Source organism: Methanocaldococcus lauensis (assembly GCF_902827225.1).
In the GTDB taxonomy this organism is placed as follows: Archaea; AGJL01; Methanococci; order Methanococcales; family Methanocaldococcaceae; genus Methanocaldococcus; species Methanocaldococcus lauensis.
Window position 1 is genome coordinate 1,037,293 of the sequence record NZ_LR792632.1, and the last position, 24,246, is coordinate 1,061,538.

Annotated in this window: 25 protein-coding genes; 14 read left to right on the forward strand and 11 right to left on the reverse strand. The window is 26.5% G+C overall.

From position 1 onward, the window contains the following. Positions 1-16: 16 nt before the first annotated feature. The gene (locus KMP69_RS05630; RefSeq protein WP_214399487.1) at positions 17-769 is read left to right on the forward strand and encodes an N-glycosylase/DNA lyase; all 753 of its coding nucleotides are present in this window, start codon (positions 17-19) and stop codon (positions 767-769) included. A gap of 30 nt (positions 770-799) precedes the next feature. Here the strand turns inward: KMP69_RS05630 and KMP69_RS05635 are convergent, their stop codons facing one another. Together KMP69_RS05635 and KMP69_RS05640 are read right to left on the reverse strand one after the other, a co-directional pair. After that, entirely contained in the window at positions 800-1,588 is a 789-nt protein-coding gene (locus KMP69_RS05635) for an SPL family radical SAM protein (protein WP_250543584.1), read from the reverse strand. Between the two features lie 78 nt (positions 1,589-1,666). Further along, a complete protein-coding gene (locus tag KMP69_RS05640; protein ID WP_214399488.1) occupies positions 1,667-4,405 on the reverse strand; it encodes a hypothetical protein in 2,739 nt (912 codons plus the stop codon). Between the two features lie 243 nt (positions 4,406-4,648). On the opposite strand from KMP69_RS05640, the gene KMP69_RS05645 reads away from it, so the two are divergent. From KMP69_RS05645 to bioF, 3 genes are read left to right on the forward strand one after another with little or no spacing between them, the layout of a single operon-like run. After that, a complete protein-coding gene (locus KMP69_RS05645; RefSeq protein WP_214399489.1) occupies positions 4,649-5,098 on the forward strand; it encodes an HAD family hydrolase in 450 nt (149 codons plus the stop codon). Between the two features lie 16 nt (positions 5,099-5,114). Further along, entirely contained in the window at positions 5,115-5,816 is a 702-nt protein-coding gene (locus KMP69_RS05650; RefSeq protein WP_214399490.1) for a 6-carboxyhexanoate--CoA ligase, read from the forward strand. Positions 5,817-5,828: 12 nt separating this feature from the next. Continuing rightward, positions 5,829-6,938 (forward strand): 8-amino-7-oxononanoate synthase, encoded by a 1,110-nt coding sequence (bioF, locus tag KMP69_RS05655; protein WP_214399491.1) that lies wholly within the window; start codon positions 5,829-5,831, stop codon positions 6,936-6,938. Here the strand turns inward: bioF and KMP69_RS05660 are convergent. Continuing rightward, positions 6,922-8,304, reverse strand: a complete 1,383-nt coding sequence (locus tag KMP69_RS05660; RefSeq protein ID WP_214399492.1) for an ATP-binding protein — start codon at positions 8,302-8,304, stop codon at positions 6,922-6,924. The genes bioF and KMP69_RS05660 overlap by 17 nt on opposite strands. 146 nt (positions 8,305-8,450) lie before the next feature. On the opposite strand from KMP69_RS05660, the gene KMP69_RS05665 reads away from it, so the two are divergent. The 4 genes from KMP69_RS05665 (at position 8,451) to bioA (ending at position 14,160) form a co-directional block, all read left to right on the forward strand. Then, the gene (locus KMP69_RS05665; RefSeq protein WP_214399493.1) at positions 8,451-11,696 is read left to right on the forward strand and encodes a P-loop NTPase fold protein; all 3,246 of its coding nucleotides are present in this window, start codon (positions 8,451-8,453) and stop codon (positions 11,694-11,696) included. Positions 11,697-11,817: 121 nt separating this feature from the next. Beyond that, positions 11,818-12,024: a hypothetical protein gene (locus tag KMP69_RS05670; RefSeq protein WP_214399494.1), complete on the forward strand. Its 207-nt coding sequence runs from the start codon at positions 11,818-11,820 to the stop codon at positions 12,022-12,024. A gap of 80 nt (positions 12,025-12,104) precedes the next feature. Next, entirely contained in the window at positions 12,105-12,755 is a 651-nt protein-coding gene (gene bioD / locus KMP69_RS05675) for a dethiobiotin synthase (protein WP_214399495.1), read from the forward strand. Position 12,756: 1 nt separating this feature from the next. Continuing rightward, complete coding sequence (bioA, locus tag KMP69_RS05680) at positions 12,757-14,160, forward strand: adenosylmethionine--8-amino-7-oxononanoate transaminase (RefSeq protein WP_214399496.1); 1,404 nt, start codon at positions 12,757-12,759, stop codon at positions 14,158-14,160. Positions 14,161-14,616: 456 nt separating this feature from the next. On the opposite strand, the gene KMP69_RS05685 is transcribed toward bioA, so the two are convergent. From KMP69_RS05685 to KMP69_RS05715, 7 genes are read right to left on the reverse strand one after another with little or no spacing between them, the layout of a single operon-like run. Continuing rightward, positions 14,617-15,105: a DUF2085 domain-containing protein gene (locus tag KMP69_RS05685; RefSeq protein WP_214399497.1), complete on the reverse strand. Its 489-nt coding sequence runs from the start codon at positions 15,103-15,105 to the stop codon at positions 14,617-14,619. Positions 15,106-15,112: 7 nt separating this feature from the next. Next, a complete protein-coding gene (locus tag KMP69_RS05690) occupies positions 15,113-15,490 on the reverse strand; it encodes a DUF5518 domain-containing protein (protein ID WP_214399498.1) in 378 nt (125 codons plus the stop codon). Positions 15,491-15,537: 47 nt separating this feature from the next. Beyond that, positions 15,538-16,806: an amidohydrolase family protein gene (locus tag KMP69_RS05695; protein WP_214399499.1), complete on the reverse strand. Its 1,269-nt coding sequence runs from the start codon at positions 16,804-16,806 to the stop codon at positions 15,538-15,540. 11 nt (positions 16,807-16,817) lie between these two features. Then, entirely contained in the window at positions 16,818-17,531 is a 714-nt protein-coding gene (locus KMP69_RS05700) for a glycosyltransferase family 2 protein (RefSeq protein ID WP_214399500.1), read from the reverse strand. Continuing rightward, the gene (locus KMP69_RS05705) at positions 17,503-17,784 is read right to left on the reverse strand and encodes a hypothetical protein (RefSeq protein WP_214399501.1); all 282 of its coding nucleotides are present in this window, start codon (positions 17,782-17,784) and stop codon (positions 17,503-17,505) included. Before KMP69_RS05705 ends, KMP69_RS05700 begins: the two co-directional genes overlap by 29 nt. Before the next feature lie 22 nt (positions 17,785-17,806). Next, entirely contained in the window at positions 17,807-17,974 is a 168-nt protein-coding gene (locus KMP69_RS05710) for a hypothetical protein (protein WP_214399502.1), read from the reverse strand. Between the two features lie 17 nt (positions 17,975-17,991). Then, positions 17,992-18,399 (reverse strand): DUF61 family protein, encoded by a 408-nt coding sequence (locus KMP69_RS05715; protein ID WP_394357592.1) that lies wholly within the window; start codon positions 18,397-18,399, stop codon positions 17,992-17,994. Positions 18,400-18,556: 157 nt separating this feature from the next. Between KMP69_RS05715 and KMP69_RS05720 the strand changes: the two genes are divergently transcribed. The 6 genes from KMP69_RS05720 to KMP69_RS05745 all read left to right on the forward strand — a co-directional run bounded on the left by KMP69_RS05720 (position 18,557) and on the right by KMP69_RS05745 (position 23,775). Further along, positions 18,557-19,396: a CBS domain-containing protein gene (locus tag KMP69_RS05720; protein ID WP_214399503.1), complete on the forward strand. Its 840-nt coding sequence runs from the start codon at positions 18,557-18,559 to the stop codon at positions 19,394-19,396. 237 nt (positions 19,397-19,633) lie between these two features. Then, a complete protein-coding gene (locus KMP69_RS05725) occupies positions 19,634-21,442 on the forward strand; it encodes a hypothetical protein (RefSeq protein ID WP_214399504.1) in 1,809 nt (602 codons plus the stop codon). Between the two features lie 164 nt (positions 21,443-21,606). After that, positions 21,607-22,059: a hypothetical protein gene (locus KMP69_RS05730; RefSeq protein WP_214399505.1), complete on the forward strand. Its 453-nt coding sequence runs from the start codon at positions 21,607-21,609 to the stop codon at positions 22,057-22,059. A 16-nt stretch (positions 22,060-22,075) separates the two neighbouring features. Next, a complete protein-coding gene (locus KMP69_RS05735) occupies positions 22,076-22,540 on the forward strand; it encodes a hypothetical protein (RefSeq protein WP_214399506.1) in 465 nt (154 codons plus the stop codon). Positions 22,541-22,596: 56 nt separating this feature from the next. Then, positions 22,597-23,010, forward strand: a complete 414-nt coding sequence (locus KMP69_RS05740; protein ID WP_214399507.1) for a hypothetical protein — start codon at positions 22,597-22,599, stop codon at positions 23,008-23,010. A gap of 42 nt (positions 23,011-23,052) precedes the next feature. After that, on the forward strand, positions 23,053-23,775 hold the full coding sequence (locus KMP69_RS05745; protein ID WP_214399508.1) for an anaerobic ribonucleoside-triphosphate reductase activating protein: 723 nt from the start codon (positions 23,053-23,055) through the stop codon (positions 23,773-23,775). A 5-nt stretch (positions 23,776-23,780) separates the two neighbouring features. Here the strand turns inward: KMP69_RS05745 and eif5A are convergent, their stop codons facing one another. Then, positions 23,781-24,182 (reverse strand): translation initiation factor IF-5A, encoded by a 402-nt coding sequence (gene eif5A / locus KMP69_RS05750; protein ID WP_214400771.1) that lies wholly within the window; start codon positions 24,180-24,182, stop codon positions 23,781-23,783. Positions 24,183-24,246 lie beyond the last annotated feature (64 nt).

Sequence of the window (24,246 nt, forward strand, 5' to 3'; positions counted from 1 at the left end):
AATGGTGAGTTTTATTATGAACAGTGAAAAAATAGAGAAACTAAAATCAATATTAAAAGAACTTGGGATAGATACTGCAAGAGAATTAGAGGAAAATGTTGATTTGCAGTATTTGTATTTAAAAAATCTCCAAAAAAATCTTAAAGATGATGAATTATTTATTAAATTGGTTATTCTCAATGCATTGGTTAGTTATCAACTATCGTCAACAGGAGAACTCTGGTGGAAAGAATTTTCAAATTATTGGTCGAATAAAGAGATTATAGATGATATTTTTAAAGAATATAAGGATTTTTTATTAAATTGTAAAAGTAATAGAAGACTTTTAAATATAAAAATGAAGAGAATTGATAAGATAAAACCTTTCTTAGAAAATCTAAATATTGAAGATATTAAAAAATATTACAAAAATATGAATATTTTTAGGAATCATATAGCAAACCAGTTAAAAACAAAAAAAGAATCTAAGACAGTAGTATTTACAGTTAAAATGTTTGGATACGCATCAAGGATCTCGTTTAATAACTTCATCCAATACCCTATGGAAATAGAAATACCAAAAGATAGCAGAATTGAAAAATATACAAAAAAATTCACTAACGAAGAACCAATAAAATTTTGGAAAAAAATTGGTAAGGAAACTAATATTCCTCCACTACATATAGATTCTATTCTTTGGCCTGTTCTTGGAAAATCTTATGAAGTTAGGGAAAGATTAAAAAAATACTGTAATAAATCAGATTTAATTTTTAAGTTGGTGGAGTTGTAAAACCTTAAAAAAATGAGTTATTTATTTTATTTATTTTTTTGGATGATTGATACAAACACCTCTAACTTTGATATTATTACTTTTTATAATTTCAATAACATCTTTTATATACTTCTCAGCTTTAACTTTATCAGAGAGTACTTCATAGCTTTCTGGATAATTTTGTTTTAGCCATTTTCTAAACTCTTTACCGCTTGCCCTTAAGTTTAAAAACTCAAACCAGTAAAAATCTGTAAAATTTTTCGTTTCTTTGATTAATTCTCCAACATCAACTAAATTTGGAATTATTGGTGAGATAAAAGCATAGTTCTTAATACCATTTTCATGAAGTATTTTTAAAGCATCCATCCTTTTTTCAGTTGTGGGATAGAAGGGTTCTATTTTCTTTTTAATATATTTATTAAATCCATTTATTGTTAAACCTACTTCTATATCTTTAAACTCTTTAAAAACATCTATATCTCTTAAAACTAAATCAGATTTTGTTAAAATTCCTAATTTAATGTTTTTATTCATACTCTTTAAAATATCTCTTGTAAGTTCTAATTTTTTCTCAATTGGTTGATATGGATCGCTAACACTACTCATATAGACTTTTCCTTTTACATTTTCTTTCTTAACGAGTTCTGGAAGATTTTCTTTAACAACAATCCACTCTCCCCATTTCCCATATTTATACCATCTACACATAAATTTAGCATAGCAATACATACAACTATACTGACAACCAACATATTGATTTATAACATAATCTGCTCCTGGAATCTTGGTTGGAGTGAAAGATTTTTTAGCTTTTATTTTAATGAGTTTTAGTTTCATACTAATACCCATATAAATTTAGAATCTTCAAAATAATAATTAAGCTTTACTTTATATAAAAAAGATTAAAGATAGGACTTAAAACCATCCATGTTTTGGACCAAAGAGAATATAGAAATCATTCCCAGCCCAAGCATATATATACTGCTCATATTTATGGACATGACAATAGCATTCATCTTCTCCATATACAAATTCTGGAGTAAATGGAACATTAAATGTCATGTCATAAGTTAAATTAAGATACAGTTTTTCATTACCATTCTCATCATATAATGTAACTTTAGATACATTATAGATATCTACTTTTCCGTCATATCCTATTATAAGTTGCTCATCATAAGTGTTATACATTGGTGAGAATGCTACAACATTTGGAAATGTTTTGTCTGACTTATAAACTAAAGCAATTGGAACATTTTTGTCATTTTCGTCATATTTACTAAATATCTCTATCCAGTAGAACTTATCATCATTGTATATTACAAGATTGCCATTATAATCTACACCATTATATTCTTCAATGACTGTTTTTCCTGGGAAATTTTTAAGTAAGGTATATAATTTTCCAGGTCCATAATCATAATAGCCATCTGTATCATAGAGATAAAGACCGCTATCAGTTCTTATGAGCATTCTACCATAAGGTAATCTATAGACTGCAGTTATACTCTCTGGTAACGAAATAACTGATGGCTCTACTTTAGGAATCTCGTTATTTTCTGCCCCAAGTTGATCAGCAGTATATGTGAATATATACAACTTGTCTCCTTTCCATGCTACGAGATAGTAGTTATCTCCACTATATGAACTAATCCAATTTACACCATCTGCGTCTATATTCCAAGTTATATATTTAGGATATTCAGTATAATATATACTTTCATCGTTTAACTCTAATTCACAGCTTTTCCCATAATCATATGGAAGGAGATAAAGATTTCCATCTTTGCCCGCCATAAATATATTATATGAAGAGTAAAAACCTATAGTAAAATCCTTTGGAGTAGTTGGGAGTATATAAATATTGCTTATTACATCATACTTATTTATTGGTTCCTTATCTTCACCCAATACTTTTAAACTCTCTCCAACTTCACTAATTCCTATTAAACAATTTCCATATGCTAAATAAAGTCCTGGTAAGCCACATGGCTCATACGTTCTTGTTTGTAACCAATCGTGAATATTTTTATAATCAGGAGTTTTTTTAAGATGAACTCTAACTCCCCAAAGGTCTTCAATTTGAGTATTTTCTATATCAAAGTTATCAAAGACTTCTTTAACCTCGCTTTCAATAGGATTTTTTTCAATTTCATTTTTTGAATTTGTTTCTGTCTCAAAACTTTGCTCTGAACGTTCACTTTCATAGGTTTGTGTTTCAGATTCTTCATAAGATTTGTCTTCATTATAAGTATTGGTTTGTTCATATTCATTTGTTTCATAAACATAATTTGAGGTTTCATCAATTTCTGAAGTAGTTTCAACATTTACAGCGGGTTCTGTATTTTCATTTATCTCCCCAACTAATGCATAGTATTTACCATCAACTCCCCAGAAATATGTATATACTTTACCTGTACCTACGTCAATAAAGGCATAACCTATTTTGACTTTTTCAGGCAATGATAAACTACCTTCATATTCTGTTGTCATAGAATCAACATCATACACATCATATACATCAATTTTATTATCCTTAAATCCAAAGAGTTTAAATTCTTTTGAGTCATATCCTACGAAATCATATCCTTTTAAATTTAATTCCCCTGTCTCATCTATTTTACCATTTTTTATAAATAGAATCTTCCCATTTTTACCATTATAGATAGATAATGTATCTTTATCATAACCTGGATCTACATAGAGACGAGCATTTGTAGGGATTTCTGTAGTTGAGGTTTCCTTAATGTTCTCAAACCCTTGGGTAATATCAAAAATATATAATTTATTTTCAGTTAGAACATAAATTGCATGCCCTCCAACAACTACATTTTTTATTTCAGAATCAAATGTAAATGTTTTTGGTTCTGGCTTTATTCCATTATTCTCAAAAAGTTCATTTAGTTCATGAGCACTTAGCCCTATTATCCAAACTTTGTGTTTATCCCATGTTACATAATATGCATAGTTATCATCATAATCTGTCCCTGTGGCTAAGTTGTTTCCCCCAACATTCCACGAAATATCATTTTTAATTTTTCCAAAGTATATGATTTTTTTATTTAAAAGACTTTTATCTTCTTCATCTTTTTCATTAGGCCACATCATGATATTATCACTATCATATTGAACTAAGTGAAGATTTCTATTACTATCTAAAATGGCTATGGACTCTCCCCCCGTAGCAAAATCTACTACATTATTGTATGGTATTCTAAACACAAACCATGGATATGGATTTTTTTCATCTTCCTCAGCGTAGGAATATAACACATCCCCAGCACGGTCATACATATACAAATAACCATTTTTATAAAACCATACTCTATCATATACATCATAAAGAAGATCTTCAGAATCAGATTTCCATTGGGCATTATCTACCCACAAATATAGTCCTTTTATATAATCATTTGATATAAACCCTAAATGAGTATTTTTATAGAGATTTTCAAGGTCTGATATTGAAGATATTTCATTTTTCGTAGATTCCTCTATATTTTTTATGTTATGCTCCTCATGCCCAGACACTGAGGTTGATGATGCAGATTCAGTAGATTGTTCATTTACTTCTGACTCACTTACACAACCACTCATAACAACTATTACACCTATAAATAATATAAAAAACGCAGTTATTACTTTATTACTCATAATTTACACCCCATAAATCCCATAGGCGCCTAAAACGCTATTTACAATTTTAGAGTTTCCATTTTAGTATATAAATATTTTTCTCTTTACAATTTTAGATAATAAAAATTATAAAAATTAATGAATGATTTATAATATAAATAATAAAAATAAATTTTAATTTATATTTTAGTTTATATGAATATAATAATTAAATACTTTTTAAATCTTTGTTTAACTATAATTAGAATTGGAGGTGATAATGTGATTATAATACTCGACTTAAATGGAACAATAGCAACAGATGGAGTTATAAAGGATTCAACGAAAGAAAAAATAAAAGAATTATGTAAAAATTATCAAATTTTTATATTATCTGCTGATACATTTGGAACATTGAAATATATAGAAAGAGAGTTAGGAGTAAAAGGAATAAAAATCGACAAAGAAAAGTTTAAAAGTGAAAAAATAGCAAAAAATGAAATTTTGAAGGAGATTAGAGAAAAATATAAAAATGAAAAAATTGTAGCCTTTGGAAATGGGGCTAATGATGAATTATTATTAAAAAATGCTGATTTAGGAATATGTGTTTTGGGAGATGAAGGGGCTTGGACTAAAACTCTATTAAATGCTGACATTGTTGTTAAAGATATTGATAACGGTTTAGATTTAATTTTAAAGGAAAAAAGATTGAAGGCTACAATGAGAGATTAAACTAAAATGGGAGAATATGTATAGCATAAAAATGAGGGCATCAAAAGATGGAAAACACATTTCTGGGGCTGAAAGAATTGTAAATAAGGAAGAGATTGAAGAAGTAGCAAAAGAATTAATAAGAAGAGCTTTAACACATGAAAATGGAACACCTGATTTTATAAATCTAAAAATTGAGGAGATTAAGGAAAATATAACTTATATCAACCACTTGCCAATAAAAACAATAGAATGTAAAAATAAAGAAGAGGCAAGAGAAAAGGCAAGAGAGTTATTAAGAAATGAGGGCATTCCAGATGAATTAATAGATTATGCATTTGAGATTATTGATAAGGGAGGAATGAGGGGGGCGGCAATTTTAAATTTAAGAGGGGAGAGGTTAGAGCCAGATAAAGAAAGGGGAGTTAGAGTAAAAAATATTGATACAACTAAAGAACTAAAAGAGAAGATTTTAAAAGAAAATTTAGGAACAGAAAGGACTGTTGATGCCATTGCAATAGCATCTAAGGTTATTCATTTGGGAGTTATAGCTGAGTTATGCACCTCAGATAATAAAAGTTACACAACTGGTTATGTTGCAACTAAAAAGGGCTATTTTAGGATTACAAATTTAAAAGAATATGGAGAGAATGGAGGAAGAGTATTTTTTGTTAAAAATGATGTTGATATAGATGATTTGATATATAAATTAGAAAACAAGCCATTTATTATAAAATAAAAAGGGATTTTTATGTTTAGAGAAAAATTAAAGAGAGAGATTGAAGTCATAAAAAACAATGGATTGTATAGATTTTTGAGAGAAAAAGGAGATAATATTTTAGATTTTTCTTCAAATGATTATCTATGCCTATCAAAACATCCAGAGGTTATTGAAGCTGTGAAAGAAGGGCTAAAATATGGTGCTGGTTCAACTGGCTCAAGATTAACATCTGGAAATATAAACCATCAAAGATTGGAAGATAAAATAGCGGAGTTTAAAGAAACAGAGAGATCTTTGGTTTATTCATCTGGATATGCTACAAATGTTGGAGTTATCTCTGCATTATGCAAAAAAGAGGATTTAATTTTAAGTGATAAACTTAATCATGCATCTATCATTGATGGTTGTAGGTTGAGTAAAGCTGATGTTTTGATTTACAATCATTGTGATGTAAATCATTTATACAATTTAATTGAAGAGAATTGGAAAAAATATAATAATTTATTCATCATAACTGACGGCGTTTTTAGTATGGATGGAGATATAGCCCCACTTAAAGATTTAAAGAAGATAACGGATGAATTTAATGCCATTTTAATTATTGATGATGCACATGGGACAGGAGTTTTGGGAAATGGGAAAGGAAGTTTAAAACATTTTAATTTAAAACCTTCTGATAATATTATACAAATTGGGACGTTATCAAAGGCAATTGGTGGTTTGGGAGGATTTGTTTGTGGAATTGAGGAAGTTATAGAGTATTTAATAAACACTTCGAGGAGTTTTATTTTTTCAACCGCTCTTCCCCCTCATGTTGTTGAAGGTTGCATTAAGGCATTTGAGATTATTGAGAGGGGAGAGGTTGTTAAAAAACTTCAAAAAAACATAAAAATAGCAAATGAGATTTTTAAGAAAAATGGATTTATTAAGAAGGATAATTTAACTCCAATTTATCCATTCATTTTTAAAGAAAAAACTATGGAGATAGCAGAGCATTTAATAAAAAATAACATCTTTTGTGTTGGAATTAGATATCCCACAGTTCCTAAAGGTTCAGAGAGGATAAGGATAAGTATAAATGTTGGACATAAAAAGGAGGATTTTAAGTTGTTGTGTGAGAAGATTAAAGAAGTTTATTAAAATCTTCCAAATCAAACACTAAATAATCTTTAAGATTTTCTTTGTTTTTAATTTCTTTTCCTATGATGGCATAGTATATTTCATAATCACTCAATCCAACGAGTTCTGATTTTCTTTCTAAATTATTGAGTATTTTTTTAACTTCCTTATTATTCAAGTTCTTCCATTTAACTTCAACAAATAATGCCTTTTTCTCATTTTTATTTAAAGCAATTAAATCAATTTCTTCTCCTTTTTTCCACCATCTTCCAATGTTTAAAAATTTAAATGGCAATTTGTTCATTTTATTTAACTCAATCAAAAATTCCTTAGCAACTTTTTCAAAAACATTAGACGAAATGCTTCGCATTTCGTTGCTCTCCGCTTCGCTCCGAAAGCCTAAATATTGATTATAGTCAGCTTTTATTTCATCAATCTCAAAAATTCCCTCTTCAATTGCAGATAGGTTTGGAAAAATGTATCTAAAATAAAATGTAATAAAATTATCCTTAATGTAGTATCTTCCTTTTTTTGTTTTTGGACTTTCAGTTATAGGGATTTCTCTCTCTACAAATTCAACTTCAATCAAGTTTTTTAAATACGGTGTTAAATCTGAATGCTTAATGCCTAAATAATTCTTTATCTCTCCAAGTGTATGATTACCAAATGCAATTGCCTCAAGTATTTTTTTGTAAGTTGTTGGCTCTTCAAACTCATACTTCATCAAAAAATCAACCTCATATCTCAAAAAACTATCAACTCTCTTAATCTCCTCATTTAAATATCTCCAAAATGGAAGTTCTATTTTCTCAAGATAATATGGAATACCATCGGCAAATCCATAAATCTCAACTAACTCTTCCCAAGTAGCGTTAGGGAAAAATTCCTTTAAATGCTTAAACTTTAACGGTCTGATTTTTAAAACGCCTGTTTTTCTTCCATAAAGTGGGGATTTATAACTTAAAACTTTCTCTCCCATCATAGACAGTGAAGAGCCAAGAATAATAAGTTTTGTTTTTGTATTCTTTAAATGAACATCTACTATTCTTTGGAATAGTGATAGAATATTTGGATTTTCTTTAATTAAATTTGGAAATTCATCAATAATTATGATTTTATCATTTAAAATTAAAAAATTAAAATATGCCTCCCAATCTTCTTTGGCATACTCTATTGTTGGAACTACCTTTGATGCATATCTTTTAAAATGCTTTAAATTATCCCCCTCAACTGCTAAATAATAAATATGTTCTATATTTTCTACACTTTTTAATGCTAATTTTGTTTTTCCTATCCTTCTTCTCCCATAAATAACTACAAATTCAAACTTATTACTGTTAAGTTTCTCATTTAGTGCTTTTAGTTCTTCCTCTCTGTTGATGAACATAATAACCACTTAATGATAATTATAATTATAATAATTGAGATTATCATTTTTATATGTTCGTGTAAAAATATATCATTAAAAACTTAAATATAATGAGGTAAAAATAGAATACAGAAAGTATTCTAGTATTCTGTTAAAGTGATAGTATGGTATTTAATGTTAAAATTAATGTTAAAAATATTGTGGAGAGATATGGGTATATTAGGATTTTTTTAGGAATATTTGGAGTTTTATTATTTATATTGACAATATATGGGTTAAATGTATTGAATATAATGTATAAATTAGTGGAAAGTATATTAAATTATTGGGATGAAATATCAAGATTAGGCATTGGTTTTTTAACTATTGCAATTATAACCTATTACTTGAAAGCAATTAATATAATGTTCAATATTAGAACTTATCTAAAAAATATGGATACAATAAAATCTACTGAAAATATAAGCGATAAATTAGATAAATTAGAATATAAATATATGCAGTCATTATTTATTTTTAGTATGTCATCAATATTTTTATATTTTATATATAGTTCAATAAATTTACCGATTTCCAATTTTATAATGTTATTATTCATTTTTATAGTACCAACGGTATTTCTAATATTCTTGCAAACATTTAAATTTTATAAATATGCTAAAATTTCTAAAATTATATCTATCTTAGTTTTTATAGGGATTGTAGGCGTATCAATAAAATATTTTCAATATTCGTCGGCATCTTATACATTATTACATTTTTGTTATCTTGGTGGTTTGTTTATAGGGATTGCATATTATTGGAATAATTTAATTTATGAGCTTGGAAAATTTAATTGTTTTATTCAATTTCTGTTAAGAGAGTATAATGAACTAAGAAATAATGCTAAATATTACTTTAAGTTACTTAAAAACCATGTTATTGAAAATTACAACCATTATAAAGATGAAGATATAGAAATAAATCCTAAAACAGACTGTTTTGGAACTTTAAATAAAATAATTACAATTGAAGAAGGATTTAAAAATAAAATCTTACAGAATCATAAAATTATAGCATTATATGGAAATTGGGGTAGTGGTAAGAGTAGTATAATTAGAACATTAATTGAAAGACTTGATGAATCTCGAAATTTTGATGAAATTACTGAAATTAAGAGATTATGGGAATCGTTTAAAGATTTTATTCATATATTAAAACCACCAAAAGAAAAACATGAATCTATAATATGTATTAAATTTGATGCTTGGGAATATGAAAATGAAGAAAACATAGCTTACGCTTTATTATGCCACATTATTAATGAATTAGAAAAAAATGCTGATATTAAATTTGGAATTCGAAGTATAAAAAATAATCTTTTAAAATCTGGTGCAGTAGTTTTAAAATCTGTTGACATCAATATGGGTATTTTCAATATAAATCTTGGGTGCGATATTGAAAAACAATATAAAGAAGTAGAAAATTTAAAAAATGGACTTAATAAAATTTCTGAAATTCTTAGCGAAAATAATAAACGGCTTATAGTTTTCATTGATGAATTAGATAGATGTGAAAGAGAAAATATCTTAAAATTTTTGGCATCTCTTAAATTATTTTTTACCAGTGGGGATAACATAAATTATATCTGTGCGGTAGATAAAGACGCAGTAAAAGAGGCACTTGAACATAAATACAACAATGGGGAAAAAGCAGAGGAATATTTAGAAAAAATTTTTAACTTTTCATTTAATATGCCTAAAAAATTTAATGTGGAAAAATTTATTATGCAATATGAGTTTTTTAATGATGAGGAAATTGCTAAAAAACTTGCAAAATTCTTTGAAGCAATTAATTTTACAAATCCAAGGCATTTAAAGAAAGTTTTGAACAAATATGATTATTTAGTTAAAATTAAAACATCCGATAAAATCAGTGAGAAGTTAAAAAATTTAATTCCAGACATAATTTGTATTGATTTAGAATGTATGCTTCCTACTTCAGAATACTACCTTAAAAAATATTATCCAAACCAAAATCTCATTAAAAATATAGTAAAAATATTAAAAAGCGGTAATAGTAAAAACTACTTATTTGACACAATTTTTGTTTTATATTTTATAATTCTCTATGAGTTTTATCCTGAAAAATATTTGGAAATAAAAAATTGTGAAGATAAATTAAATAATTATGTAAATCATTTTAAATATATCGGATGGAATGATGAATTTTATATGGATGTAGAAGAAAATGAGGAATACATACGAAATAAAAAAAATATGGTAAGATACTACGTAAATTACGATTTGCTAAACTTACAATCAATATATTTATCCTATAAAATATTATCCAAGATTGACAATCCTAAAGAACTAAATAAGTATTTATTATTAGAAATATTATCAGAAAATGAAGTGTATATAAAATATATTGAAAACTATATAAAATTATATCCTAAATTGTATAAATTAAAGGATATACGTGAATCAAATTATAAAAAAATTCAATCTATAAGACTTAATGAAATAGATTCATATTTAGTCAATGCAATAAAAAACGGTTATTATTTCGATAGTTTAGCAGATAAACTACTATATCCTAAAGATGACGGTTATTTCGCAAGCCGAGTATTGACATCTATAATTAATATCAAAAAAGAAAAACCTGAGGATGTGGATAGATTATTGTCTGAATTAGAGGAGAGTGACCTTCATAATCTAAGTAAGTATTTATTGAGATTATTATATGGATATAATAAGAAAGATATTGAAAAAATTAATGAAAAAATGTCTGAATTATTATCAGAGTTAGAAAAAACACATGTTAAAAAATTAAATGAAGAACTATTTGATAAATTAAATAATTTAAAGGATTGCAAAACTAAAGAAGATTTACAAAAGATAGCATCAAAACTAATGAATATTACTAATATAAATAGGAATTTATCAAGCTTAATAAAAGATGATCATTATGACAAATATATTTGGATATTTAACAGACATCTGCTAAATTTAATCAATGTATTTACACCAATAATTAAAAACAAAATTGATTATTCTATATGGGATGCTTCATTATTAAAAAAGGAATATAAAAGTGGGTTATATCATATAGAAGAGAATGACGTATTAATCCCTGATTCTCGGTTACTTGATATATACAGTTATAACAGTTATAGTTATAGCGAAATTAAAAACACAATTAAAGAAGATATTCTATCGAATATAAGAAAATATATTGAACAATTTGAATACAAAAACAACGAAATTCTTATAGATTTTTGTAAATATTTAATATCCGATGAATTTTTTGAAATAATTAAAAAAGAAAATAGAACATACAACAAGAAAGAGAATAAAGATAATAAAAATGAAGATAATGAAGATTACAAATTTAAAACATTATTCGATATGGTTGAAACATTACTTTAATTTTCATTATCAAAAAAGTAAAAAAGAATTATTTAAAATTCTCTTATTTTTTTATAACGAACAAAAGTATATATGAGCATAGTATAAAATAATGAAAATCCAATTAATGCATTGGGAAAATATGGATTTAGATACAATATTAAAACGAATCTCAAAAATTGAAGAGAAGTTATTAAAATTAAAAATAGAGATATTGCCAGAAGAAATCCCAAAAGATGAGGGATTTGGAGAAATTTCTGAAGAAGAAATAGATAAATATTATAAAGAACTTAAAAATAAAGATTTTTGGGGAACAGAAGAGGAATTATTTAAATTGTTAGATGAGTAATCTAAATTAGATAAAAAAATTAGTTTATTATATTTGTCTTCTTTTTTTAATATTAGCAAATTATGCAAAGGGTAGATACCATGATATTCATCACAGGAACAGATACGGGTGTAGGGAAAACTTATGTTTCAGCTATTTTGGCAGAGAATTTGAAAAAAATGGGAGTTAATGTTGGATATTTAAAGCCAGTTGAGACCGGAGGGAGGGAAGATACTTTAACTTTAAAAAATGTATTAAAGAATGATGATAATTTGGATTTGATGAATCCTATTAATCTAAAAAATCCACTATCTCCAAATATTGCGTTTGAAGTTGAAAATGTTCAATTAACTTTAGATGAGATAAAAGAGAAAATAATGAATGCTTATGAAGTTTTAAAAAACAAATACGATTTTTTAATTGTTGAAGGAGCTGGAGGAGTTTGTGTCCCTATCAAAGAAAACTTTTTAATGAGTGATTTAATTAAGTTTTTGAATTTGGATGCAGTTGTAGTTTCAAGACCTAATTTAGGGACGATAAACCATACATTATTAACTATTGAACATTTGAGGAATAAAGGAATTAATGTTAGAGGAGTTATTATCAACTGCATAACTGATTTAAATAAAGTCTTATATTATGAAAAAACATTTGAAACTATTGAAAAAGTTGGAGATATTGAGATAATTGGAATCGTCAAAAATAAAGAAGATTTTGAGATTGACTTTGAAAAAATATTATCAGGTGAATAAAATGGATATTGATAAAAATTTACTTGAAAAATGGGATAAGGAGTATATTTGGCATCCATATACACAAATGAAAGAATATAGGGAATCAAAAAACTTAATTATAGAGAGAGGGGAAGGGAATTATTTAATTGATATTTATGGAAATAAATATTTAGATGCTGTTTCATCTATATGGTGCAATCTATTTGGACATAGTAGAAGAGAAATTATTGAAGCAATAAAAAATCAGGCTGAAAAGATTTGCCACTCAACACTCTTAGGTTGTGGAAACGTCCCTTCTATTTTATTGGCAAAAAAATTAATAGACATTACTCCAAAGCATTTAATAAAGGTGTTTTATTCTGAGGATGGGGCAGAGGCTGTTGAGATTGCAGTTAAAATGGCATATCAATATTATGTTTTAAGAGGAGATAAAGGAAGAACTAAATTCATTTCAGTTAAAGAGGGTTATCATGGAGACACTTTTGGAGCAATGAGTGTTGGAGGAAGCGAATTATTCCATGGAGTATTTAAACCTCTTTTGTTTAAAGGCTATCATGCAAATCCTCCATACTGTTATAGATGCAAATACTATAACTTTAAAGATACTGATGAGAGAAATGAAAAAGGCTGTAATATGGAATGTTTAAATGAAATGCTTGAGTTAATTGAAAAGCATGCTGATGAAGTATTTTGTGTTATACTTGAAGGAGGAGTTATGGGCTCTGCTGGAATGATACCATTTCCAGATGGATATATTGAGGAAGTAGCAAAGGCGTGTAAGGAGAATGATATAATCTTTATTCTTGATGAAGTAGCAACTGGATTTGGAAGAACTGGAAAGATGTTCTTTTGTGATAATGAGAAATTAAAAAAATTAGAAAAGCCAGATATTCTCTGCTTAGGTAAAGGAATAACTGGAGGTTATCTACCTTTAGCTGCAACTCTAACAACTGATGAAATATACAATCAATTCTTAGGAGAGTTTGGAGAGAGCAAACAACTATATCATGGACACACATATACTGGAAATCAACTTCTATGCTCTGCTGCTTTAGCAACATTGGAAATTTTTGAAAAAGAGAATGTAATAGAAAATATCCAACCAAAAATAAAGCTTTTCCACGAAGAGCTTAGAAAATTAAAAGAACTTGAACATGTTGGAGATATTAGAGGAAAAGGCTTTATGGTTGGTATAGAGCTTGTAAAAAACAAAGAAACAAAAGAGCCATATCCTTATGGTTATAAAGCTGGCTATAGAGTTGCTGAAAAATTGCTTGAAAAAGGTATCTATATGAGACCTATAGGTAATGTTATTATCTTATGTCCTCCTCTATCAATTACTGAAGAAGAGATTAAATATTTATGCAACGCTTTATACGAGGCAATAAAAGAGGCAGATTTAAACAGTTTCTCATTTCCATAAGCATATCATAGAGTATGAAAATAAGAGTCTGTCCAATATGGACAAATATAGACAAATACCCATATTTAGACTTGGGCATCATCAACCTCGTCTCTTATAGGTTCGGTCTCTGCCCCTGTCGAGGTTTTAGTTTTCCTCCCATCAATTGTTAGAGGGTTCGAAACAGTTTCTTAATTTCTGTAACACACCACAATATATAAATACTTAATGTAGATATTACCAATTAACCGATGAGATGGCTCTGCCTTCGGGTCGATATACCTTTGATAAAAAGGTTTATGGGGCTGTTTCCGTTCAGCCCGAAGTCCAATGAACTCACAGGGGAGAGATTGGTATTTCCGATGAAGCTATGAGTTAATGACAACCCATTTCCATAGATATCGGTTTGTATAATATGTGTTGTATAAATGCTATTATATGTTATAGTAATGGAAAACAGAATCATTATCTCTTACCTTACTCTAAATATTTTTTTGATAGTATTTTTAAAAATATTGGCAATATATAATAGACTACTACAAAACCAGCAATAAATCCAGTTATAAATCTCAATTCGTTAAAACTTTCTCTCAATCCAATTAATTGTGTAGTTCCATCAATTACCATAGGAATTAGAGATATAATTAAATATTTTTTATGTGGGAGTTTAAAGTCATTTAGTTTTTTTACAAAGGGATAAATTATCATTCCTGCTAAAAATCCAGTATAAATACCAAAACATCTTGCACATACTGCCATCTTATAACCAAAAATAAAATAGCTTCTTTGTGGTAGTTGATGACATATTGGAGAATATATAGTATATAAATATATAGATATTAATCTAAAAATCTTAGAATTTTCTCCTAAGTATGCAGTATATGGTGCTAAAAAGATTCCTATATAAAAGATTATAAAAGAAAAAGTAATTAGTGCATAAATATTTTTTATTAATTTCCATTTCATTATATCATTATCTATTTTTTATAACTACATACAAAATTCCACCAATAGCTCCAAGAATTGCTCCAAATATAATCCCACTAATTAATCCAATTATTATTGAGGTTCCTGCTAAAAACGCATATGACTTAAATTCCATCATTGGCATAATTGAGGCTAATATTAAAAAGCTTAATATTGTTGCAATAATTCCTCCAATAACACCACTAATTGCCCCAACAACACCGCAATTTTCATAATCTAAACTACCACCAGCATTTACATAAAGATGAGCAGCAACTGCTCCCCCAACAATATAACCTAAGCAACAAATAGCCCCCAAAACACCATTAACAATACCTCCAATAATAGAAGGATTTAACATTTTTTCTGTGTCAAAATTTACCATTGGCATCACCTCTAAATTGCACTATTATATTTTTATTATTATCACATTTAAATATTTTTTCCAATTGCATCATATAATTTCCCATTTACTACTGTATAAATTGGAAATCCTTTAACTAAAAATTTATCAAAAGGACTAAATTTTGCCTTAGATTTGAATAATTCAGTATTAATTTTTCCTTCCTTTTTCAAATCAACAATAGTTAAATTTGCCAAATTACCCTCTTCAATTTTGTTATTTATATTAAATATTTTAGCTGGATTCTCTGATAATATCCTTACAGCGTCAAATAGTGTTATTAATTTTTTATTAACCAAATTTAAGGTTAATGGGACAAGAGTTTCAATCCCCGGAATTCCAGAAGGACAGTTTTTAACATCTTTAAGTTTCTCTTCCAATAAATGTGGAGCGTGATCAGAGGCGATTATATCAACATCTTTATTTATAATACCTTTAATTAACGCAATGTTATCTTCCTTACTCCTCAAGGGTGGATTAAATTTTCCAAAACCTTTTAATTCCTCAGCCACATCTTTATTTAAATAAATGTGGTGGGGAGTAACTTCAACAGTTATCTTAACATTTTTTAATCTTTGTTTTGCATCTTTTATTATCTCTAATGATTTTTTTGTAGATATATGACAAAAATGAATATGTGGCTTATATTTCCCAACTTTATCAATAAATTGTAGGGTTTTTATAACTTCTTTAACAGCCTCAACCTCTGATTTTTCATCTCTTATTTTACAGTGGTCTATCCACCTCTCTAACTTATAAATTTTCATATTTTTATTAATTATATCTTTATGCTCCGCGTGAATACAAAAACGCTTATTTTGATTTAAAATATCCTTCAACTTAGAATAATCTTCAATATATAAATCCCCCACAGATTTAACCATAAATATTTTATAAGCCATAGCTTCCTTTATATTCTCAAGATAATTTTTTTCTGTAACGCCAAAATTTAAAAATATGTTTATTTTACTCTCTTTTTTACAGTCTTCAAGTTTTTTATAAAAAAGTTCTTTTGTAGTTATTGGAGGCTTATTGTTAGGCATATCTATGGCAAAACACACTCCTCCATTTATCCCTGCCAAACTACCACTTAAAAAATCCTCCTTTTCACTTTCTCCCCATCTAAAATGGACATGAGCATCAATAACTCCTGGAATGACAATATAATTTTTTAAATTAACTTTTTCATCATCTATATTTATATTCTTAGAGATTTTTTTAATTCTACCATTTTCAATTAAAATATCACATTCAACAATCTTATTATCTCTAACTACTTTGCAGTTTTTAAGTAACATACTCTCACTAATTAAATTAATTTCTGCATAATCAACTTAAATAAAATCTTAAATCCTGTCTTAACATTGGTTCCTCTTGACATTGAGTATTCAGTATATATTGTTTTTATTGGCACTTCCTTAATTTTTAAATTAAATTTTTTTGCTAAAATTATAAATTCTGACGAAACTTCGTATTTATCACTCTTTAACTCCTTAACAATTTTTTTTGCCGCTTCATAAGAAAATGCCCTTAAACCACTTTGGCTGTCAGTTACTAAATAACCACCCATCAAGTAAGTTATAAAATTTAATCCAAAGTTTCCAATTCTTTTAACTAATGGCATATTCTTTAACTCATTTTTGTCCATCATCCTACTACCTATAATAAAATCATATCCCTCAAATATTGGCTTTACTACTTTTTCAACATCCTTAGGATGATGTTGTCCATCAGCGTCAAAAGTAACAATAACCTTTGGTTTATATAATAAGGCACACTTAATTCCAGTTCCTAATGCTCCTCCTAATCCCCTATTTAATATATGCCTACACACAATAACATCCTCTTTTTTTGCCAATTCATAAGTTTTATCTTTTGAACCATCATCAACAACAATTATGTTTTTATATCCTTCTTTTTTCAAATTTTTTAAAGTTGTTGAAATCATTTTCTCTTCATTATATGCTGGAATTACAATAAATATATCTTCTTTATTAATTTGGATGTTTTGCCTTTGATCCATTATTTTCACCTATTACCTTGCAGAATGCAAATGCACCAACAACACCACATATAAATATAGCCAATGCTATATTATTGGCAAAGGCAATATTGTATTTTTGAGAAATTACTACAAGTAAAGTTCCAATAACTGCTGTTAATAAAGATTCACCAATTAAAACATTGGCTGTTCCTTTTTTAAATGCTAATCTTAAACCTACCAATGCTGAGAAACTTAATGCAATAATTGCAAACAGCCAAACTATGAAATTCATTTTATCACCATTATAATTAATTTCAAATAAAATAATATTTTACCATCAAAAATATAAATATAATTGCTCCAATAAATACAGATAGCCAAACCCATAGATTCATAATAAATAAAACTTTAAAGATTTGTTCTCTTTTTTCATATAAAAGTCTTTTTATTGGATCTTTTCCATAATATTTTTTTCTTTTCATAATTATCACTTACTAATTTAATCGTATAAAGAAAATTTAAATATAATTTGAGTTGTTGTTGGTAGTTCTCTTCTAACGATCCTCAACTCTGGTTTATATATGTATAATACATCTTCCTCTGAGAACATATTTATATCTCTCCCTAATATTTTTGAGATTACTTTAACCTCTTCTTTACCACTAACTTTTATAGCCCCACCTAATGAAGGATCTACTTCTAAAACTATTGGAATTTTTAAATCCTCACTACTACCTATCTCTCTTAGAAGTTCAAGCTCTCTCCTCTTTATTCTATGCCTCTTACCGTTGATTATTATATGCGGTTTCTCTTCATTTAATAAATCTTTTAATCTTTTTCTTTTAAATGATACTTTAAATTCTCTTATTATTCCTTTAATAATTCTATCTAAGTTTTTGTCTTCCATGAATATCACATTTATAGTATTTGATAAAAATAGCAAAATATTTTATAAGGTATTTAATAAATATATATATATTGGTTATAATACTTTAATAATACTTTATAAATATTAATTTAATTTCTGAATTTTTGCATTAAAAAGGTTTTGCGAGGGCGAGATTGTGAAAGTAATGAAAGTTGTTCAAAATAAAGAAATAATTTACATATATCCAACTACTACAATAAGAAAGGCTTTAATGACAATGAACGAAAATAAATACAGAAGATTACCAATAGTAAATCCTGGAAATAACAAACTTGTTGGAATATTAACAAGTATGGATATTGTAGATTTTATGGGAGGGGGCTCAAAATACAATTTAACGAGAGAAAAGCATAATAGAAATTTATATGCCGCAATAAATGAGCCTGTTAGAGAAATAATGGAAGAAAATGTTATTACACTTAAAGAAAATGCTGATTTGGATGACGCAATAGAAACCTTCTTAACGAAAAACGTTGGTGGAGTTCCAATAGTCAATGATGATTATCAACTAATATCAATGATTACTGAAAGGGATGTAATAAAAGTGTTGTTAGATAAAATAGATGAAAATGAAGTTATAGATGATTACATAACGAGAAACGTTATTTTTGCTACGCCAGGGGAGAGATTAAAAGATGTTGCGAGAACTATGGTTAGAAATAAGTTTAGAAGATTACCAGTTGTTAGTGAAGAGAAATTGGTTGGAATTATAACATCAACTGACTTTATTAGACTTTTAGGTAGTGATTGGGCATTTAATCACTTACAGACTGGAAATGTTAGAGAAATAACAAATGTGAGAATGGAGGAAATAATGATAAGAGATGTTATAACTGCAAAAGAAGGGGACAAATTGAAAGATGTGGCTAAAATTATGGTAACCAATGATATAGGGGCTTTGCCTGTGGTTGATGAAAATATGAGAATAAAGGGAATTATTACAGAAAAGGATGTTTTAAAATACTTTGCTAAATAATGATTTTATTTTTTTATATTTATAATAATATTAATTTACTTTTTTAAAGTATTTACTATTATACATTGCTAGGTAGTGTATTTTATTGGAAGAATCATAAATAACTTAGTAATGTATAAATATTTAAAAACTAAAATAATTCTATCGTAAAATTGGAAAATATAACTTTACAAAAATAAAGTGGCGATGAATCTTCTATATAGAATCTGAGCTTTATAAATATTAGGGGATAATATAATGAAGAAGATATTTGCTTTAATATTTGGGCTATTAGTAATATGTTCCACTTTGGCTTCTGTAAGTGCTATGAACGTGAGTTATCAGAATATTCAATACTCAGATATGAGCAATAAAATAAAATTAATAAATAAAGAGTTAGAGGTATTAACTGCTAAATTAAAAGAAATTGAAAATAAGAATCCAAAGGACGATAGTATATCACAATACAAGGAAAAAATAATAAAACTACTTAATAAAAGACATGAATTAAAATTAAAAGATCCAAAATATAAAAAGGAATTAGACTACATTAATAGTAAAGAACATCAAAAAATGATATGGGAAGAGGGCAAATATGAAAAAATGAAAATGATAATGGAAACTTATAAAAATACTAAAAATAATAAAATGAATATATCTTGGATTTCTATTCAATCAACATCGAACAGTTGGATTATAATCTATAATAATAACATTTATTTATACAATGAAACTCTGAAAAATATAACTCCAAAGTATATATACCTTGCCTATTTGCATAAAACATACTCTAATGAAGAGATTAACAGACATTTTGGATATTTATATTATAAGGATAGTTTTATCTTGGGAAATCGAACTTTTATCGTATGTAATGCTTGGGATGGTTATAGTATTGGTAAATTGGATATTAACGATAGAACACTATATTTATATAGTTTTAATTTAGGAGAATTTTACAATCTAAAAAGTAATAATAATGATGCTTTAGGAAGTTTTAATGATAAAGAAGGTATGGGAGCAGAGCCAATATTGGTTGAATTAAAATATAACTCAACTACAAATAACCTAATATGGATTGGAGATAATTTTTATGGTTTAAACTTAAATTTGAGTAAGTATTTGTTTAAATATATAAATCACTCTAAGAATTATTATTTTTATGAATTTACGCCAATAAATTATTGTTTTGATTACAATTCAAAAGGAAAATATTGGCTTATTTATGGTAATGGGATTTTTTCAGTCGTTTATATGAAAAATGATACCAGTTTAAAGTATGTAGGTAATTATTTAAAATACTTAGTGAAATACAACGGCACATTTTACGATTTTAAATATTTTAATAATTCATTATGTCAAATAGTTTATAATAAATATGGAAATTACTGGATTTGTGTAGGAGAAAATAAATTATATCTTTTAGATAATGACTTAAATTTAATAAAAACTATTAGTGTAAATAAGAGTATATACAAAATTTTTCCAATAGATAAAGATAATATTTATTTAGTTTATCCAAAAAAGGCAGTTATTGAAATTTGGAAAATAGAAAAGGTTAAAGTTAAAAATAATATTACTAAAGAAATCATAGAGAAATATAGAGAGTATAATAAGACCCCTCAAATTTATATTACGGAATATAAGGAAGTAAAGGTTGGAGAAAAGGTTGTAGAGATTAAAGATTTACCAAAGTTAGAAAGCAATATAGAAGAAAATAAAAATTATACCTATGATATTAAAACCTACCTCTATGGAATTGAAAAAATTAACTTAAAAAATAATAAAGTTGTTGAAATAGATATAGACAATTTAAATTCAATAGATGTTGGTTATAATGGAAGATACTTTATTTTAATTGGAAATGATTCATCATTATATATCTTTAACAATGGAACGTATAAAAAAATTGCTAATTTGAATAAATTAAGTGAAAATATTCAAAAGTCTTCTAATAACAAAATAATTACTGATAAATCTAAAAATAATCTGATAAATTATTACTTACTTGGAATTGTTATAGCAATAATTTTAATTTTTGGCTATATATTATTGAAGAAAAATTAAATTAATTTTATATTTTTTATTCTTCAATTATCTTACTTTTTATTTACATTAATATTTTTACTAAACTTTCATTATACACTAATATAGAAAATTTTAAATATATTGAAAGAAAATTTATTCTTATAAAATTATAAAGGTGAATAGTATTTTAAACGTTCTAATATATGGAGTTTTATTTATCATCTCATCTATATTATATATTAGTTAAAAAGGATAAGTCGTTCTTAATACTGTCTATATTATGTTTTATAGTGTTAATTTTACAATTCTTAAGTATAAATCCATATTTATACATATTAGAATTATTTTTGGTTATGGGTATAATTATAACTACACTGTATATTTTAAGAAAAGATAAATTTTTGTTATTTTTAGCAGTTTTTGGATTAATAATTCCTTTTTTACAATTTGACATTCCAAAATTTCCATATAATATTTTATCATTTCCTTTATTTATCTATGTTAAATTATTTGTTCCTAAAAATATGGGAGGAAGTTATTATTACAGTCCTTTTGTAGTAATTCCTCTATCTATGTATGGTTGGATATTGATTGGTTTAATAATAAAGATAATTTATAAATATTTAAATAAATTAAAAATAGATTATAATTCATAATTAGGGAGGGACATTTATGACAAAAAATATAAATATGGAGTATGTTTTGGCATCTTTAACTTATATATCCTTCATAATACTTCCAGTTTTAGTTCCTTTGATATTTGCTATTATTTTTAGGAAAAATAAATTTATATTATTCCATTCAATTCAGGCAATGTTTATTCACATAATTTTATTGGAATTTATATCCCTATCAATCCCATTCTTTAAATCTATTTGTAAATATATTTTTATTTTATCCATAAACACTCAAAATCCTATGATTGATAATTTAGAGATTGTTTTTGGAATATTGTATCTATTAGTTGTTATAACACCAATTTTATTAGGAACATATTATTCCTCTGGTGGAAAATGGTTTAGATTTCCATTGATTGGGTTTATTTCTGAAAAGATTGTATATTATTTAGACAAAATAAATATTTATTATTTATTATTTGGTTTGATTATAGTAGTTCCAATATTTTACACAAAATAACAATATATAAATATTTATAGATTAAAATAAACTTTAACAAAAATTAAGTGATAGTTATGGATATAAATGAAATGCAAAATAAAAAACTGAAAAATAAAAGATTGGGGCTTATAATTGGTAGTATTATTTGGTTTGGAATATTATTCTTATCAGTTATTGTTAGTTTCTATCTACTAATCATACAATTTAAATGTACTGATGAAATTAGTTATTTGTTGTATGTCCTTACTACTCTTTTATTTTCAACCTGTATCTTAATTGGGATTTATTGGTTTAATGAAGGAAATCCAGTAATTAAAAAATTACTAAAAATAGATGGAACATTTTTAATAGTCGGAATTATAATAGCTATATTCGAGATTATATTAAATCAACCTTATCATCATTATAATGAATATTTACCTTTAACAATCTATATGATTAGGTTAATGCTTGTCTATATGTCAATTGATGAGTTAGTATTATATTAACATTTTCAAATTGATAATAATAAAAATTGATATGGTGAAAATATGAAAGTTCTCGTTTCTGGAATTGTAGATTTATCAACAATTGACTATCCAAAAAAATGCTCTTCTGTTATATTTTTGTATGGTTGTAATATGAGATGTCCATACTGTCACAATTTAAAATATATCTTAGAGCATAAAAATGAAATGACTGTGGATGAGTTATTTAAAAATATAGATTTTTTCTTCTCTGAGGCAATAGTTATAAGTGGGGGAGAACCTACTCTACAAAAAGATGCAGTAATTGAAATAGCAAGATATTCTAAAAAAAATGGATTTCCAGTGAAAATTGACACTAATGGAACTAATCCAGAAGTTATTGAATATTTAATAAATCACAATCTTATTGATTATGTTGCAGTTGATGTAAAATGTAGATTTGATAAATATAAAGAATTTACAAAATGTAAGGAGGATGGAGAAGAAATTAAAAAGAAGATATTAAAAATTATTGATTTATGTAAAAAAAATAACGTCTTTGTTGAATGTAGAACTACATATGTTCCAAAGGTTATGGATAAAAGTGATATTGAGGAAATAGCAAAAACTGTTAAAAATTGTGATTTATATGTTATTCAACAATTTGAACCAAAAGATGCTTACGATAAAGAATTTAGAAAACTACCCTCTCCAAAAGAAAAAGAACTAAGAGAATTGGGAAAAATAGCAAAGAAATATATAAATAATGTCAATATAAGAACTGTAAATGGTGTTTTTGAAATTTAAATAATTTATTTATTTCCTCCAAGAACTCTTGCTATTTTATACTGACCAACTGCCTCTATATACTCTACTTCACATCCTGGTTCTAAACCTTCAATACCTTCTGGAATTGGTAATTCTAAGGTTTCATAAGTTTGTAAGTCCATTATTTGTACCATATCTCCCATAATTGCTAAAACTTGCCCTTTTCTTCTGTCAATTATTGGTACTTCTACTTTACTTGATGTTGGAGCAACGAATTCTTTTTTAACTTTTTCAAATAGTCCAATTCCCACTACTCTTGCCTTAGCTCCTCCGTGTTTTCCTGGCTTTGAAACACTGATATCTACAATTTCACATGGGATTCCATCTATCATAACATACTGTCCTACTTTCAATGAACCAACATTAACTTGCTTAGTTCCTGGCATTTTATCACCTTTAACTAATTTCATTAAAGAGGTTTTTTATAACTATTTCTTTATGTTATATAAA